The sequence below is a fragment of the Pseudidiomarina donghaiensis genome (assembly GCF_900116895.1).
GTDB classification, from domain to species: domain Bacteria; phylum Pseudomonadota; class Gammaproteobacteria; order Enterobacterales; family Alteromonadaceae; genus Pseudidiomarina; species Pseudidiomarina donghaiensis.
Window position 1 is genome coordinate 1,073,469 of record NZ_FPCF01000001.1, and the last position, 17,123, is coordinate 1,090,591.

At 47.0% G+C, this 17,123-nt stretch carries 9 protein-coding genes and 1 tRNA gene; 1 reads left to right on the forward strand and 9 read right to left on the reverse strand.

What is annotated here, in order from left to right; genetic code table 11:
- Positions 1 to 7: 7 nt before the first annotated feature.
- Genes uup through rlmKL form a run of 3 tightly spaced genes read right to left on the reverse strand, consistent with a single transcriptional unit; the run spans position 8 to position 4,288 of the window.
- On the reverse strand, positions 8 to 1,915 hold the full coding sequence (uup, locus tag BM334_RS05260) for an ATP-binding cassette ATPase Uup (RefSeq protein WP_092838826.1): 1,908 nt from the start codon (positions 1,913 to 1,915) through the stop codon (positions 8 to 10).
- On the reverse strand, positions 1,912 to 2,148 hold the full coding sequence (locus tag BM334_RS05265) for a glutaredoxin family protein (protein ID WP_092838829.1): 237 nt from the start codon (positions 2,146 to 2,148) through the stop codon (positions 1,912 to 1,914). Before BM334_RS05265 ends, uup begins: the two co-directional genes overlap by 4 nt.
- Positions 2,141 to 4,288: a bifunctional 23S rRNA (guanine(2069)-N(7))-methyltransferase RlmK/23S rRNA (guanine(2445)-N(2))-methyltransferase RlmL gene (gene rlmKL / locus BM334_RS05270; protein ID WP_241970904.1), complete on the reverse strand. Its 2,148-nt coding sequence runs from the start codon at positions 4,286 to 4,288 to the stop codon at positions 2,141 to 2,143. Before rlmKL ends, BM334_RS05265 begins: the two co-directional genes overlap by 8 nt.
- Before the next feature lie 174 nt (positions 4,289 to 4,462).
- Here rlmKL and BM334_RS05275 point away from each other — a divergent pair.
- Positions 4,463 to 4,539, forward strand: a tRNA-Met gene (locus tag BM334_RS05275).
- A 7-nt stretch (positions 4,540 to 4,546) separates the two neighbouring features.
- Here the strand turns inward: BM334_RS05275 and BM334_RS05280 are convergent.
- The 6 genes from BM334_RS05280 to nhaC all read right to left on the reverse strand — a co-directional run bounded on the left by BM334_RS05280 (position 4,547) and on the right by nhaC (position 17,099).
- Entirely contained in the window at positions 4,547 to 6,256 is a 1,710-nt protein-coding gene (locus tag BM334_RS05280) for a 5'-nucleotidase C-terminal domain-containing protein (protein ID WP_177215005.1), read from the reverse strand.
- 63 nt (positions 6,257 to 6,319) lie between these two features.
- Complete coding sequence (locus BM334_RS05285; RefSeq protein WP_157981859.1) at positions 6,320 to 6,868, reverse strand: cell division protein ZapC domain-containing protein; 549 nt, start codon at positions 6,866 to 6,868, stop codon at positions 6,320 to 6,322.
- Between the two features lie 55 nt (positions 6,869 to 6,923).
- Entirely contained in the window at positions 6,924 to 7,931 is a 1,008-nt protein-coding gene (gene pyrD / locus BM334_RS05290; RefSeq protein ID WP_092838838.1) for a quinone-dependent dihydroorotate dehydrogenase, read from the reverse strand.
- Positions 7,932 to 7,934: 3 nt separating this feature from the next.
- Entirely contained in the window at positions 7,935 to 12,779 is a 4,845-nt protein-coding gene (locus BM334_RS05295) for an NAD-glutamate dehydrogenase (RefSeq protein WP_092838841.1), read from the reverse strand.
- 194 nt (positions 12,780 to 12,973) lie between these two features.
- Positions 12,974 to 15,625 (reverse strand): aminopeptidase N, encoded by a 2,652-nt coding sequence (gene pepN / locus BM334_RS05300; RefSeq protein ID WP_092838844.1) that lies wholly within the window; start codon positions 15,623 to 15,625, stop codon positions 12,974 to 12,976.
- A 13-nt stretch (positions 15,626 to 15,638) separates the two neighbouring features.
- Positions 15,639 to 17,099: a Na+/H+ antiporter NhaC gene (nhaC, locus tag BM334_RS05305; protein ID WP_092838847.1), complete on the reverse strand. Its 1,461-nt coding sequence runs from the start codon at positions 17,097 to 17,099 to the stop codon at positions 15,639 to 15,641.
- Positions 17,100 to 17,123 lie beyond the last annotated feature (24 nt).

A 17,123-nucleotide genomic window follows, 5' to 3' on the forward strand; every position in this document is an offset into this window, starting at 1 on the left:
AAATGACTTAACGACTCTCTTGTTGTAAGTTTTCTAATTCGGTCCAGCGTTCTAGTGCCGTCATGAGCTCTTCTTCTATCGCACCTAAACGCTCTAACACAGGCCCAGTTTCACTGTGGTCACGCTGATAAAAATCAGCTGCACTGGTCTGTTGTTCTAATTTTTCTTGCTCTTCTTCTAACGCGGCAATCTTCTCAGGCAGCATATCTAATTCGCGCTGCAGTTTGTAGGATAACTTTTTCTTTGGCGTAGCAGAAGTCTGCACTTTTTTATCAGCACTTTGTGACTGCGGTTTAACCGATTTAGTTCCCTGTAACTGACTTAAGTAATGGTTTATTTCAGTAAAACCACCCACAATTTCAGTAATTCGCCCCTGCCCTTCAAACAACAACACGCTGGTCGCTGTGTTATCGACAAATTCACGGTCGTGGCTCACCAAAATAACGGTGCCCTGATACTCGGCAATAATTTGTTCCAGTAGCTCTAGGGTATCAATGTCGAGATCATTGGTTGGTTCATCAAGAATTAAAAAGTTACTTGGCTGCAGAAACAGTTTGGCCAACAGCGCACGATTTCGTTCCCCACCAGACAAAGCTTTCACTGGTGTTCGTGCTTGCTTGGGGCTGAACAAAAAGTCTTGCAGGTAGCTGAGAATATGGCGTGTACGGCCATTATAGGTCACATCTTGCTTCCCATCGCCAATGTTTTCCGCCACCGATAATTCAGGATCTAACTGGGCGCGATGCTGATCAAAATAGGCGACTTCCAAATTAGTACCTAACTTAATATGCCCGTTATCCACGCCCTGCTGCCCAAGTAACACGCGAATTAAGGTACTTTTGCCGCAGCCATTCGGCCCAACCAAAGCGACTTTGTCGCCGCGTTGCAGGTTTAAGCTAAAGTCTTGCAAGATGGTTTTGTCGCCGAAGGTTAAATTTAAATGTTCACCTTCAAAAACTAATTTTCCAGAACGGTTTGCCTCTTGTACCGCAAGTTTGGCTGAGCCTTGTTGTTCACGGCGCGCCTGACGTTGGCGTCTGAGATCTTGCAAGGCCCGAACTCGGCCTTCGTTTCGAGTGCGGCGTGCTTTAACACCCTGTCTTATCCATGCTTCTTCTTGTGCAAGCTTTTTGTCGAATTCGGCATTTTGTGCTTCTTCAACCTCAAGCTGCTCTTGTTTTAAAGTTAAATACTGGTCGTAGTTGCCAGGAAAACTGGTTAAATGACCGCGATCCAGATCAACAATACGGGTTGCCAAGTTACGAATAAACGCCCGATCGTGACTAATAAATAGTACCGCCCCACGAAATTCTTTTACTTTATTTTCAAGCCAAGTCACCATCTCAACATCAAGGTGGTTGGTGGGCTCGTCGAGTAACAATAAGTCGGGGTCAACGACCAAAGCACGAGCTAGTGCAACACGCCGCAGCCAGCCGCCGGATAACGAGCTCATGGTGGCGTCTTCGGGTAACTCTAGCTGCGTTAAGGTACTTTCAATACGCGATTGAATTTGCCAGCCATTGGCCGCTTCAATGGCGGTTTGCAAAGTGGCCATGCGATTCATCAATGTTTGGCTTGTTGGCTGCGTATTAAGCTCTTGCACAACATGATGATATTGCTGCAATAATTGACCAAGCTCGGCTAACCCTTCGGCCACAAAGTCATACACGGACTGATCGGAGTTTGCTGGAGGGTCTTGCGGCAATCGGGCGACCACAGTGTCACCCACAACTTGAACATCGCCATCATCGAGTAACACTTCGCCGGCTATTATTTTCAACAAGGTTGATTTACCAGCACCGTTGCGTCCCACAATACAAACACGCTCACCTGACTCAATCACTAAATCGGCATGGTCTAAAATGGGGTGATTACCAAAGGCCAGTTGAGCCTGATGTAAACGGACTAAATTCATGCGTTCAAAAATTCCTCAATAGTCGTTGGAAACGGCCAACGCAGTTCAGCATCGTCATGTGCTCTAACCAGCACCGGAACAAGCCAACCATACTCGTCCTGTAGCTCTGGCTGAGTTGAAATATCAACCACATGCAGCCGAATTGGCGACTCCGGAGTCGCTTGATGAAGCCTGCGTAAGGCTTCATCACATAATGAGCAGTTAGGTTTAGTGAGCAGATAAAACTCAGTCACTTTGGCGTACCTTAAACAGGTGGTGAATGCCTTTGTGACGCGCAAAGTCTGGTGAAATTGAGCGCTGAGTTAGATCTTGCGCGACTAAAAATGCCTCAGCGAGACCTTCTTCATCAAGCTTGAAACGTCGTTTATTATTGGAGAACAAAATAACACCGCCGTCTTTTAGCAAGCGCGCTGCAAGTTTCAGTAGTTGTACGTGATCACGTTGAATATCTAACACGTCGTCCATTTTCTTAGAGTTTGAAAACGTCGGCGGATCAAGAAAAATAACGTCATACCGTTGTTGTGGCCGTTGTTCGCGCAGCCATTGCACGCAATCAGCCTGAACAAACTGGTACTGCCGCCCGTACAACTTGTTTAAGGTGAAGTTGCGTTGGCCCCAGGCCAAGTAGGTTTTCGACAAATCAACCGAGGTTATATCACTAGCCCCACCTAACGCGGCATGCACCGACGCTGTGCAGGTATAAGCAAATAGATTCAGTACGCTTTTACCTTCACTGAGTTTTCCAAGCTCGCGCCGCGCCCAACGGTGGTCTAGGAACAAGCCCGTGTCGAGATAGTCGCTTAGGTTGACCTCAAATTGTGCATCGTATTCGTGCACAACACGTACCAAGCCACGCGGTTCTTGTTTTTGATATTGCTGTTTGCCCGATTGGCGCTGACGCACCTTAAGCGTAATATTTTCCGCCGAATAAGGCAGGGCTTGGGCTACGGTATCAATTAAAAACCACAGTCTGTCTTTTGCTACCGCTTCTGGAATGTCTTTCGGGGCAGCATACTCTTGAATAACAACGCAGTCGTCATAAATATCAATTGCCGCATTGTATTCAGGTAGGTCTGCGTCATACAGGCGCCACGCGTTAACCCCTTCTTTTGCGGCCCATTTTTCAAACTTCTGGTAGTTTTTATTGAGCCGATTCGCTAAATCATTTGATTGCGACTGGGTAAACTCTGGTTGCTCTTGGGTTAAGTCATAAAGCGCTAATGTTGTTTCTAAAGCGCCGTTAAACAGTTTGTATTTGCGCTGACTACGCAGTTTCATGCGCTTTAACAAGGTGTCGTCACCCGCTAATACCGCAACCTGCCAACCGTTAAAATGTTCACGCAACTGGGCGCCAAATCGACGATAAAGCAACAGTGTTTGTATTTCTTCGCCGAGGCGCTCCCCATACGGCGGGTTACAGACCAGCAAAGGTGTTTGTTCTTGGCTGATAGACACCGCCGGTGCACTCACCTGTTCGGCGTTAGCTACCTGCCAAGTACAAAATTCATTTAAGCCAAGGCGAATGGCATTTTGCTCCGCTATGGCGAGCACTTTGGGATCATGATCAAAGCCAATAAATTGTGCTTGGCGCTCAGCTTTGGCTGTTGCGAAGCGTTGCTGCGCTTGTTCAAGCTCAGTAGCCCAAATAGATTGGTCATGCCCACTCCAGCGCTGAAAACCCCAGTCGGTACGAGCTAAGCCTGGAGCGCGCTCAAATCGTATCATCGCGGCTTCAAGTAACAATGTGCCCGAGCCACAGAATGGGTCAAACATAACGCCCTGCTCGCTCGTCATGCCGCTACGAATAACCACGGCTGCAGCCAAGGTTTCTCGCAATGGTGCTGCGCCTTGCTGTTGCCGGTAGCCACGTTTATGCAGGCTATCGCCAGCTAAATCGAGGTACCAGGTTAATTTTTCTTTTTGAATATGCGCGTTAATACGAAGATCGGGCTCTTCTTTTGAAACATTTGGACGCTCTAAGCCTTGCGCTCTGAATCGGTCGACAATGCCATCTTTAATAAGCTGAGCGCCAAATTGGGTATGGCGTATTTCATGGTTGCGACCACTAAAGTCGATCAAGAATGTTTGTTGTGGCGATTGAAATACAGTTTCCCAAGGCGTTTCTGCTACGGCGACAGGAATATCTTGCGCAGTTTTGACAAAGCTTTCGCCCAGCATGAGTAATACGCGGTTGGCGAGTCGCGTCCATAAACAAACCCGATAAGCACAGGCTAAATCGCCCTCGAACCAACAACCACCTGCGGTTTGCCGCACATTTGTGGCACCGAGTTGCTGTAGTTCGTCAAATAATAAAGGTTCAAGCCCTTTGGCGCAGGTTGCAAACAAGCGCATCGCTGAAGACGTGTTAGTCATTAAGATATCTTTGTTAGTGGTCATAGTCGCTATTATAGCGAAGTCGCGGCGCTGTGTATCGCGACAATTGTGCGTTTATTGCGCGGTTGAACGCGAATCGACTATTAAATAGGCGAACGGTGAAATAAGCTATTGCGTTATGTGTTGTGGGGCAGTAACATGCGCAGCATCGGACGCGGGGTGGAGCAGTCTGGTAGCTCGTCGGGCTCATAACCCGAAGGTCGTAGGTTCAAATCCTGCCCCCGCAACCAATTCCTTTCAAAGTAATTTCCAATTTCTAATCAGTTCGTCTTGATATCCAGGTTTTCCCAAGTGTTCCAAGTAATTCACCAGAATATGTTGAATTTGATCCGGAGAGCTAAACACAACTTGCGAACCATCTAAACCAGCAAAGCCACCTCCCCCCTGGGCACGGTAGTTATTGGTGGCCACATAGTAGGTTTCGCTTTGCGCAAAAGAAATTGAGGCTGAAACGCGCTCTCCTACCGGCTTGCTCACGTCAATTTGGTATTCAAACCCAACAAAGGTATCAAATTGGTACGACGGTATATCTTGAACGATGTGGCCCCACGGTGAGCTGTTGGTGCTTGGCTGCAATGCTGCAGCCGATTGCTCAAGCCAACGCTTAAGTTGTACACCTGTTACTTCAACCACTTCCAGCGTATTTGGGTAACGATAGAGGTCGCCAATATGGCCTAAGGTCAACACCCCACTGGGAATAAATGTAAACTGGTTGTCATGGTACATCTGCTCATTGAGCGCAGCGTTAAACGGCGCAACAGCACTAAATAAAGGACGTTGCGGTAATTTGTTACCCACCTCGCTATTGGCAAAAGCACGCTCAACGTACCAGCGCTGAGCGGAGTGAATGAACTGTAACGCGTGGGTGGGCTCAACCCGCGCCTTCGCTAAACTGAAGTCATGGTCGCTATGACCTATAGCCTGCTTCATGTAAGTTTCAGTTGCGCTGTGACTACTCGCTAAATGCTTGAGCACAGTGGGATCTGGATATTCCGCAGCGGCAATGACCTGGCTGTTAGACGCGATAATTTGCCAGCCAGCGTTGCTAAACGTCAGCGACAAATCAATAACCCCTAGATACTTACCTTGCGTACCCGGCTGCACACTTGGCTTGCCGAATAGAGTTCCTTGTTGGCTATTTACATGCGCTAGCTGGTCATAAACTTTGCTACCCGGGAACACTTCATGTTGATGACCAAAAATAATGGCATCAACAGCTGGTATTTGTGCGAGCTGCCACACCCCTTGTTCGCTATCAACACCATCATCGCTGTTCTTTGGCATGCCAGAGTGTGCCGCTAATACAATAATATCGGCCCCAGCACTTTGTGCTTCTGCGACGGCTTGAGTCGCCGCTGGAAACATGTCTGTTACCGCAACGTGGTCACGCAAATGGTGTGCGTCCCACTGCATGATTTGCGGCGGCAAAACGCCGACAACGGCAACCTTTAAAGGTTGTTGCCGGCCGTTGACGACGGGGCTTAATGAAAACATATGAAAGGCTTTGTGCCGCAGCGAACGACTCGCTAGCGTCGATGTGGCGGTTAAGTTGGCACCAAGCAGCGGTAACGTGTGCTTGGTACCGCCATAAGCATGCTGCAAATAGGCTAACCCGTAGTTGAACTCATGATTGCCTAAATTTGCGGCGTCATAGCCCATCAATGCAAGCAGGCTGGCAATCGACGGTAGGCTTTGTAATGAGTCAGGCGCTTGATAGTTTGCAACCAGCATATCGGTAACCGGTGACCCTTGAATCAAGTCGCCATTATCAATTAGTAGCGATATATCAGCCAATTGCCGTTGCTGTTGAATAATTGGCATTAAATGCGCAAGCCCAAATGGCTCCGCCTTTTTGCTGAAATAGCTATAGCCCGAGAAGTGGCCATGCACGTCGCTGGTAGCAAGCAGCTTTAGCTTGATCGGCTGGTTAGCATAACTGTTTGACATAAGAAGTACTATTGAGGGAAGCAGAAACAAAAACCAAGCAAGTTTACGTGTTGCCATGGTGATTCAAGCTTGCTTTAAATGGCTATCAGTACTGTTTTCGTGACTTTCATGTAATGCTTGTAACCGATTCGGCATTACTTTAATGACATCGAATTGGCGCAGGGTTTTAATGTCTGACAGCGGAAAGTCGCCACCTAACACCATACACTCAACAAACTCTCCGTCGGTTGAAGTGATTGCACAAATCGACTCGGCCATACCTGAGTTAAGACTGACCAACTGCCCTACTTCTAGGCTGCTTGGGGCATGTTCTGCGGTTTGAAAATACCAGCTTTGCGGCATTTGTGGCCGCCCATATCGCGAAAAGATAAGGTAGTTTAAAGACGCTTCTAGGATTGTTTGTGCAGCAACAATTCCGGAACTTTCTATAGCGTCGTAAAAGCTTTGAAATTGTTCGGCATCGTCTGTTGAAAAGGCGGCGCGCATGGCGTGCAACGGCACCAACCGAGAGCTTTTATAAGGCGCCGGATGAAACATGCCTTGCTCGAGCTCAATCTGCAGCTGCTGTTGATCAGGGTCATAAACCCAATGCCATTGTGCTATTTCGTGCACGGTAATTTCCTAAATGTTAGTCAGTTGTTTATAAATTAACGAACTACACGGTGTTTTACAAGGCATTCACCACATTGCGAACTAATTTAGGGCCATGGTAAATAAACCCTGTGTATATTTGCACAAGGCTAGCCCCAGCGGCTAGCTTCGCTTGTGCAGCCTCGGCGCTGTCAATACCACCCACGGCAATGATCGGAAGTTTACCTTGTGCCCGCTCAGCAATGGTTTTTACTACGTTGGTGCTGGCTTCAAACAGTACTTTACCACTTAAGCCACCAGCTTCTTCAGCATGGGGTAAACCAGCAACAGCATCGCGACTAAGTGTGGTATTCGTTGCAATAACCGCATCCATTTGATGGGCAACTAAAGCGTCCGTAATGGCTTGAATGCCCTCTTGCGTTAAATCTGGGGCAATTTTAACGGCTATTGGAACGTAACGGTTATGATGTTCGGCTAAGCTCGCTTGCTCTGCTTTTAAAGCACTCAGCAGCTCATGCAATGCGCTACCGTGTTGAAACTCCCGCAAACCGGGCGTGTTCGGTGACGAAATATTTACTGTAATATAGGCCGCGTATGGATAAACCTTTTGCATGCAGTGAATATAGTCTTGCACTGCTTCTGCCTCAGGTGTGTCTTTGTTTTTACCAATGTTAATACCAAGCACACCTTTGAAACGGCTTTTCTTAACTTGTTCAATAAGATAATCCACGCCAAGGTTATTAAACCCCATACGGTTAATAATGGCTTCTTTTTCGACAATTCTAAACAACCGCGGTTTTGGGTTACCTGGTTGTGGGCGCGGCGTTACCGTACCCACTTCAATAAAGCCAAACCCCATTTGCGCAAACGCATCAATACATTCGGCGTTTTTGTCTAACCCAGCCGCTAGGCCTACCGCATTTGGAAACTCTATGCCCATAACGGTCACGGGCTTGTGCGCCACTTGTTGGCGCCAAGCCAATGCTAGTGGCGTATGCGCAAAGCGTTTCAGCAGCTTTAAGGTTAAATCATGTGACTGTTCAGCGTCCTTACTGAACAGCCATTTTCGGGCAAGTGAATACATGAATTAATTCACCGACGACGTACAGTTGTGGTTAAGTAGCATCAGCTCACGTAAAGCAACCGAGAATTTCGCAAATTCATGAGTTTTCGTTGTACGGAAGTCAGATAGCATGACTAACCAGCGATCGACATATACTTTGTTGTCCGCTAACCAAGTCTCTAGCACAGCTAAGCCGTCTTGCTTCGCATCGCCTGACTTGAGCATGCTCATAGTTAGTGAGCGCTGTTGCCAATCGAGCTCTTCACGGAAGGCTGCTCGTGCTAACGCCTGCCAATGGTTATCAACCGGTTGGCTGTTAATTTGGTCAAGGAACCAATGTAACGACACACGAGAACCTAAGTTAAAGTATGCTTGTGCGACGGTGCTGACTTTGCGCCCTGTTTCATGCGTAATATCGGCGATATCAAGCGCTGAGAACAAGGTGGTTAAAATGCCAATGTTATGGGCTAGTTTTGCCGGCACACCTTGTGCTTGAAGTTTGTCAATTTGCTTTTCAATCTGTACACGTTCGTCTTCAACCAAATAGTTAAGAACGTTCTTGCGCAAATCGTCAAAGCTCGCTTTGTAAAAATCAATACGCTCTTGAATGGTATTCAAACTTGGGTTGCGATGACGCAAGAACCAACGGGTTGAACGACGCACCACACGGCGTAGCTGGAACAACATATTGTTTTGTACATCAGCTGGTATTTTGTTGTTGCCTGCTTCAATTTCTTCCATCAACCCACGCAAGTTAAAGCACTCGCGTGCAACCACGTAAGCCGAAGCCACTTCAGCAACCGTAGAGCCCGTTGCGTCAACCTTCCGGTAGACAAAATTAGGGCCCATGTCGTTAACAATGTTATTGGCTAAGCGAGTTGCAATAATCTGCGCGCGTAACGGATGATTTTCCATCGCTTCGGCATACTTCTCTTGCAACGGTACCGGGAATGCATTGATTAACGAGCGCGCATGGAACGGATCAGCCATGATTTCGTCGTCCAGCAATTGCTCTTTAAGCACCATTTTGCCGTACGCAGTAATTACCGCTAACTCAGGACGTGTTAACCCTTTGCCTTGGGCCTGACGCTCTGCTAATTCGTCGTCATCAGGTAAAAACTCAATAGCACGGTTAAGTTGCCCTTCACGCTCAAGGTGGTGAATAAAGCGTTGTAGTTCTTTAACCTGGTCAGCACCACGAATAGCAGTTACGGAAATAGACTGCGACTGACGGAAACAGTCTTTGATAACAATTTGCGCCACTTCGTCGGTCATGTCGTACAACAATTGATCGCGCTGTTTCAGCGTCAAGTCACCGTTGTCCACCAAACCGTTCAGTAATATTTTGATATTTACTTCGTTGTCCGAGCAGTCAACGCCACCGACGTTATCAACGGCGTCAGTGTTAATGCGACCACCGTTGCGAGCATATTCAATTCGGCCTAACTGGGTAAAACCAAGGTTGCCGCCCTCGCCTACAATTTTTGCGCGCAGCTCTTTACCATTAACGCGCAATGCGTCGTTGGCGCGGTCACCAACATCACTGTCGCTTTCGATTGACGACTTCACATAAGTGCCGATGCCGCCGTTCCAGAACAAGTCTACGTTTAAGGTCAAAATTGCTTTGATCAATTCATTTGGCGTAAACGACTTTTTCTGGGTGTTGAACAGTTTTTTCATTTCTGGCGACAGTTCAATCGCTTTTGCACTGCGCAAGAAAATACCGCCGCCTTCAGAAATCAGTGACTTGTCGAAGTCTTCCCAAGAAGAGCGTGGCAACTTAAACATACGCTCGCGCTCTATATAGGTTTTCGCAGCATTTGGATTCGGGTCGACAAATATATGCATGTGGTTAAATGCCGCAACCAAGCGGGTATGTTTTGACAGCAACATGCCGTTACCGAATACGTCACCGGCCATATCGCCCACGCCGACCGCTGTGAAGTCTGTGGTTTGACAGTCGATACCTAGCTCACGGAAATGACGTTTCACAGACTCCCACGCACCACGCGCAGTAATACCCATTTTCTTATGGTCATAACCCACTGAGCCACCAGAAGCGAATGCGTCTCGCAGCCAGAAGTTATATTCTGCAGAAATACCGTTAGCTATATCTGAGAATGTCGCGGTGCCTTTATCGGCAGCTACAACCAGGTAGGTGTCATCTTCATCATGACGAACAACGTCTTTCGGTGGCACAACTTCGCCATTGACGATGTTGTCAGTAATGTCTAACAACGCACGAATAAAGGTACGGTAGCATGCTTTACCTTCTTCAAAGAAGGCTTCACGTTCTTCAGGTAAATGCTTACAGAAGAAACCACCTTTTGCGCCTACTGGAACAATGACAGTGTTCTTCACTTGTTGCGCTTTTACCAAGCCCAACACTTCGGTACGGAAGTCTTCACGACGGTCGGACCAACGTAAACCACCTCGGGCAACCTTACCACCACGCAAATGAACGCCCTCAACGCGCGGCGAATACACGAAAATTTCATATTTCGGCAGTGGCAGCGGCATTTCAGGAATCATTTCTGGCATAAACTTCACAGAAATATATGGTTTTTCGTTGCCAGCTTGGTCTTGTTGGAAGAAGTTGGTACGTAAAGCCGCCAAAATCAACTCAACATAACGACGAATAATGCGGTCGTCATCAAGGTTCGCAACGTTCTCAAGTTCTGAGTTAATGCGTACTTCAAGTGCTTCAATTTTCTTCTCACGACTCTTTTCTTTCGGGTCGAATTTTGAGTAGAACAATTTTACAATCAGTTTGGCAATTAACGGATACTTGCTAAACGTACTTTCAATGTATGCCTGGCTAAAGGTGGTGCCAATTTGACGCATGTATTTTGCAAACATACGTAAAATAATCACTTGGCGGCCGGTTAAACCAGCGCTTAAGACTAAGCGGTTGAAGCCGTCGTCTTCGTAATGGCCGTCCCATACCTTCGCAAACGCGTTTTGGAACACATCACGGCTAGCTTCCAAGTCTAGCTTGACGTTGCTATGCAGCATTTGGAAATCAAGGATCCAGAATAGATCGCCGTCTGTTGTTTTGATTTGGTATGGGCTCTCACCAATAATACGCAAACCAAAGTTTTCCAACATCGGTAACACGTCAGACAAATGAATCGGTTCGTCTTTGTGGAATAATTTCAGACGAATTTTCTTACTCGTTTCATTTTCTTCACGCGAACGGTAGAACAACATGCCAAGCTTGTGTTCATCGTCAAGCGCTTCAATTTGTTGAATATCAGCAATGGCAACTGACGGAAGAATTTCTTCTTTATAAGCGCGCGGGAACGCGTTCGAGTAACGCTTATTTAAAGCATTAGCTTTGGCTTCGCCAAAAGTGCTACTTAGAATACGTTCAAAGTTATCTTCCCAAGTGCGGGCTGCTTCAATGAGGTTTTGCTCTAATTCTTTCACGTCAATGTCCTGTACGTGTTCGCCAATGCGCACGGTGTAATGGGTGCGAGCTAGCGACGACTCTGAAAAATAGGTGGTGAAGTCTACGTCTTCTTTGCTATGCAGCGTGTTCGCCAATATTTGCTGGGTACGTTGACGCAGCAAGGTGTTATAGCGCTCTTTAGGTACGTACACCATGCACGACGCAAAACGGCCAAATATGTCGCGGCGAACGAATACACGCGTCATATCGCGCTCTTGCATTTGCAACACGCCTAAACCAACTTCAAGCAAGTCATCTTCGTTTGCCTGAACAATTTCATCGCGCGGATATGTCTCTAAGATGTTCAGCAATGCTTTCGCAGCATGCGAATTTGAGGCAAAACCTGAAGCCTCCATAACACGCTTAATTTTGTCACCAACTAATGGCACGTCACGCGCACTATTGTTATAGAAGCTACTTGAATACAAACCAATAAAGCGATCTTCACCAATCACTTTACCGTTTTTATCAAAGCGCTTAATACCAATGTAGTCGCAGTAGGCTGGCCGGTGAACACGTGACTTCGTGTTGGTTTTGGTTAACAACAATAAGCTATCGTCGAAGGTTAAGTCGCGTGCGACTTCGGGTAGCGACGACACTAAGCGTTCTTTGTTGTTGGCACTTTTGCGCATCAACCCTAAGCTTGAATCTGTTACTTGACGAATAACGTAGTCGCCTTCAACAGGTTTTAAGTCATAACGACGGTAACCCATTAAGGTAAAGTTATCTTGAGCTAACCAACTTAAGAAACGTTGAGCTTCCTTCAACGATTTCTTGTCACCTGGATAATTGATGTCGTTAAGTTCGTTGGCAATAGCGCTAAGACGCTCACGCATGGGTAACCAGTCAGAAACAGACAGATTGATTTCGTCCATGACTGAAGCAAGCTCTTTTTTTAGCGTCGCAATCGCTTCTTTGGTGGTTTGCCGATCGACCTCAATCAGAAACACTGTATCGACTTCATTGTCTTCCTTGCGCGTGCCTGCTTTCAACAACTCTGAAATTTGGTTGCTCTCATCACGTTTGTGACTAATGGGTAGGTGCAGTAATAAATGCGAAGTAATTCCAAGGCGTGAAAGCGCCATTCGAATTGAGTCCACCATAAAAGGACTATCCGATTGGATAATTTCGATAATGGTATGTGCAGATTCCCAACCGTGACGCGCCACTTCAGGGTTGTAGATTTTGATCAGTGCTTTTTCGCCTGGCTTATAGTCATTAAAACTATGCCATAGCCCCATCACCGCACCGTACATATCGCTGTCGTTTCGCAAAGCCAGATCATCCGGTGAGATGTTGCGAAATAGCCTCATCGCAAAGTCTTTGATTAAATCGGCACGATCGGTGGCTCGTTGCTGAATCAGATCGGCCACCTTTTGCAATACAACTGGAATCTGGCCTTCGCCAAACGCATTCATGATGGTGTCCTTTTTACGTGATAGATATTACGAAGCGGCAAGCTGGCGCGATACCAACATCACCCTACGAAATAATTGCTATTATTGTCGGACATTTAGGTAGGTTATTCAATGCTTATTATCATGAAAAACACAGTGTTCAGACCACGAAATTCGTGGCCTGAACATGTTTATGAGAAAGCTTTGCATGATTATTACAAAGGCGACAAACTTTGACTGATTTTTTCGTCTAAATCAGGGGCTAAATTTGGCAGTTTTTGCAGCTGACGCAACTGCGCTTCAAGCAAAGATTGACGCTTAGCATCAAAGCGGCGCCATTGCGTCAACGGCGTTACTAAACGTGCTGCAACCTGTGGGTTTTTGTCGTTTAGATAGGAAACCATCTCCGCCATTAACGCATACCCTGCCCCATCTTCACGATGAAACTGGGTTACATTTCGCCCGAAAGTTGCCCATAACGCATACACGCGATTCGGGTTGTCACGATTAAAACGCGAATGGTTATGCAATTGCTTGACTATTTCAACAACATCAGTGTGCGGCGCACTAGCTTGAATAGCAAACCACTTATCTAACACTAATGGGGTGTCGTACCACTGGCGTTCGAACGCCCGAAGTAACTGTTCCTGACACGGTAATCGCAAATGCACCGCCGTTTGCAAAGCCGATTGTTGAGCCGTCATGTTGTCGGCTGCGGCATAGTACTTTGCAACAACATCGCTATATTTATCAGGCATATGCAGTGCCAAATAATAAAGTATTGTATGCTGCAAACTGCGCTGCGCAATAGCGCTTCCGGTTAAGGTATAAGGTGTTTCAGCACTAGTCTCGTAGCCTTGCCAAAGGCTCTCAAACTCAGCAAACAGGTGTTCCGCCAATTGTTGCCGTAACTGATGAACCGCTGTAGCAATATGAGCTAGCGGTATGTCGCGCGGATAATACTCCGCAATTTCTTCAACGGTTGGAGGTGTTAGTACTTGAGCCTTCAGGGCACTGTCCATAGTGCTGGCGACAAATTGTTGCAGCGCCTGCGCAACTTTTGGGGGTAATACCAAGGCCTGTTGAGAAGCCACTGCGCTACGAATAAGTTGCGTGAAAATTTGCTGTGCAGCCTCCCAACGCGTGACTTCTTGCTCTGCAGAAGCGAGCAGTACCACTTGATCACTGAAACTTTGGGAAAAATTAAGCTTAATCGGCGCGCCAAAGTTTTCATTCAACGCCACGACGGGTTCGGCGGTGATATTATCAAAAATCAATTGGCCCGAGTCAGTCGTAAATTCAAAAAGTAAACTACCAGACTCATGGGCCCGAACCGCGTCAGTTGGTTGCCGGTCAGTACTGGCTGAAGTCACTGAAAGACGTTGCCCATTTTTACCGTATAAACTCAGTAACATGGGAATGTAAACGGCCTGTTTCTCCGTCTGACCTGCGGTTTCTGGGGTGTATTGGGAAAAACTAAGGGTTAAGCGCTGCTGATTCGCATCATAATGTTGCGTCACCTCGACAATGGGCGTGCCAGCCTGGCTGTACCAGCGCTTAAACACCGATAAATCAGCTTGATTTGCCTCCGCCATAGCCGCGACAAAATCATCGCAGGTTACGGCCTGGCCATCGTGACGTTCAATATACAGCCGCATACCGGCTTGAAAGCCCTGCTCGCCGAGTATGGTATGCAACATGCGAATGACTTCCGCACCTTTGTTGTATACCGTCACCGTATAGAAGTTATTCATTTCGACCACTTTGTCGGGTCGTATCGGGTGCGCCATGGGGCTAGCATCTTCATTGAATTGATGCGTGCGTATAATACGAATTGCATCAATGCGGTTCACCGCACGAGAACCTAAGTCAGAGCTAAACTCTTGATCGCGAAATACCGTTAAACCTTCTTTCAAACTCAGCTGGAACCAATCACGACAAGTAATGCGATTGCCTGTCCAGTTATGAAAGTATTCGTGGCCTATTACTGACTCAACGTTTAGAAAATCTTGGTCGGTTGCGGTTTTAGCGTCGGCCAACACATAACGCGAATTAAAAACATTCAGGCCCTTGTTTTCCATGGCGCCCATGTTGAAGAAATCAACCGCCACAACCATATAAATATCTAAGTCGTACTCAAGACCAAAACGCTCTTCATCCCAGCGCATGGAGTTCTTGAGCGATGTCATGGCAAATTCAGCACGGCTTAAATTGCCTTTATCGACAAATAACTGTAATTGCACCGCGCGGCCGCTACAGGTAACGAATTCGTCGTTAAGCACGTCGAAGTCGCCGGCAACGAGCGCAAAAAGATATGCAGGTTTTGGGTGTGGGTCATGCCATGTCACCCAATGGGTACCGTCACTATTGTTTCCTCGGGCGACGGCGTTGCCGTTACTCAACAAATAGGGAAACCGCACTGCATCACCAACCACGGTCGTGGTAAATTGAGCCAAAATATCCGGCCGATCTAAGTAATAGGTAATGCGCCGAAATCCTTCAGCTTCGCATTGCGTACAAAACGCCCCGCCTGACTTGTAAAGCCCTTCAAGTGCCTGATTAGCCGCTGGGTTGATCTGGGTTTCTATGGTTAGTTCAAAAGGCTCGTTCGGCACGGTTAATTGCAGTGACTTTTCATCAATGTGAACATCATCACGTGCAACCTGCTCGCCATTTAAAGCAATTTGAATAAGCTCGAGGTTTTCCCCGTGAAGCACCAAGCTATTGGAACTCCCTACAGGGGTGATCTGCATGGTGTTGTGCACACGTGTTGCGGTTTCATGAAGGTGAAAAGTTAAATCGACGGTTTTGATGAGGAATTCCGGAGCGCGATAGTCGCTCCGGAAAGTTGCTGATTTTACTGACATATTACCCTATAGATTATGCTTGTTGACGCTCTGGTAAGCGTAGAATACGTATGCCGGTGTAGGCGTAAAAAAGTGCCATTAACGGTGTGATCCAGTTAAAGAAAGCAAATGGCGCATATATCCAAGGGCTAACGCCTAACGCGCCCATCATAAATGCACCACATGTATTCCAAGGAATTAATGCTGAAGTTAAGGTTGCGCTGTCTTCTAACGTACGCGAAAGTAATCGAGGGTCTAAGCCGCGGCGCTCAAATTCTTCACGATACATGCGCCCTGGCAATACAATTGCCATGTATTGGTCTGCGGTTAATACGTTGGCGCCAAAACAGGTAAATAAGGTCGCAGCAATTAAGCTGCCTAAAGACTTTACATACCCAAGAATACCGGTAATTAAGCGCTGTAGCAGGCCTAACTTTTCCATAATTGCGCCAAATGTCATGGCACTTAAAATAAGCCACACGGTGTTGAGCATACTAGACATGCCACCGCCACTTAACAGGTCATCTAGGTCTGCTGAACCTGTTTCAATTGCCACACCGTCAGTAAGTGCCCCCCACACTACTTTTAGGGTACCGATTGCGGTTGTGTCCCCGCCGGCTAGTTTGTTAATCATATCGGGTTGGAAAATAACCGCCCAAACACCGCCTAACAACGCGCCAAAAAATACGGTAGGTAACGCTGGTTTTCTGGTTGCTGCTAAATACAGTAGCACCAACAAAGGCACTAACATAAGCCAGCCAATATTAAAGGTGTTGCGCAGTTCAAGCTGCATTTTTTCGAGTTGCAATACACTGACTGTACCGTCGGCGTTAAAACCTAAAATAACAAATATAATCAGCGTGATAACAAACGCGGGTACCGCGGTATATGCCATATAGCGAATATGCGAAAACAGTTCAGAGCCGGCTACGGCTGGTGCCAAGTTTGTGGTATCGCTTAATGGCGACATTTTGTCACCAAAATAGGCGCCAGAAACAACGGCGCCGGCGGTAATTGCTGGTGATAAATCCATACCTACAGCAACGCCCATAAGTGCCACACCAATTGTCGCTGCAGTAGTCCACGAGCTGCCAATAGCTAAAGAAATGATGGCACAGATAAGCGCTGTTGCTGCGTAAAACCAACTTGGATTAAGTAGCTCTAAACCGAAATAGATCATGCTCGGCACCGTACCTGCTAATAACCAAGTACCAATCAGCGACCCGACAGCAAGAATAATTAACAAAGCCCCGAGTGCAACCGAGATGCCTTCTTTAATGCCGTCTTCAATTTGTTCCCAACTAAACCGGTTGTAAAAGCCAATGGCTATTGCTACCCCTGCCGCTATCCATAGCGCAATCTGATTTGGCCCATATGACGAGTCTTCACCAAATAAATAAACCGATAGCGCTAACATTGCGATGAGCGCTAATAAAGGTAGCGATGCTTGTAAAATGCTGGGGCTGCGTTGTTGGACAGCTTTATTATTTTGCATAAATAGTCTCTAACCAAAAAATAA

Excerpts from the sequence above, each read along its gene's own strand:
- uup (WP_092838826.1), bottom strand. The coding sequence starts at position 1,915 with ATGAATTTAGTCCGTTTACATCAGGCTCAACTGGCCTTTGGTAATCAC.
- rlmKL (WP_241970904.1), bottom strand. The coding sequence starts at position 4,288 with ATGACTAACACGTCTTCAGCGATGCGCTTGTTTGCAACCTGCGCCAAA.
- BM334_RS05280 (WP_177215005.1), bottom strand. The coding sequence starts at position 6,256 with ATGTCAAACAGTTATGCTAACCAGCCGATCAAGCTAAAGCTGCTTGCT.
- pyrD (WP_092838838.1), bottom strand. The coding sequence starts at position 7,931 with ATGTATTCACTTGCCCGAAAATGGCTGTTCAGTAAGGACGCTGAACAG.
- BM334_RS05295 (WP_092838841.1), bottom strand. The coding sequence starts at position 12,779 with ATGAATGCGTTTGGCGAAGGCCAGATTCCAGTTGTATTGCAAAAGGTG.
- pepN (WP_092838844.1), bottom strand. The coding sequence starts at position 15,625 with ATGTCAGTAAAATCAGCAACTTTCCGGAGCGACTATCGCGCTCCGGAA.
- nhaC (WP_092838847.1), bottom strand. The coding sequence starts at position 17,099 with ATGCAAAATAATAAAGCTGTCCAACAACGCAGCCCCAGCATTTTACAA.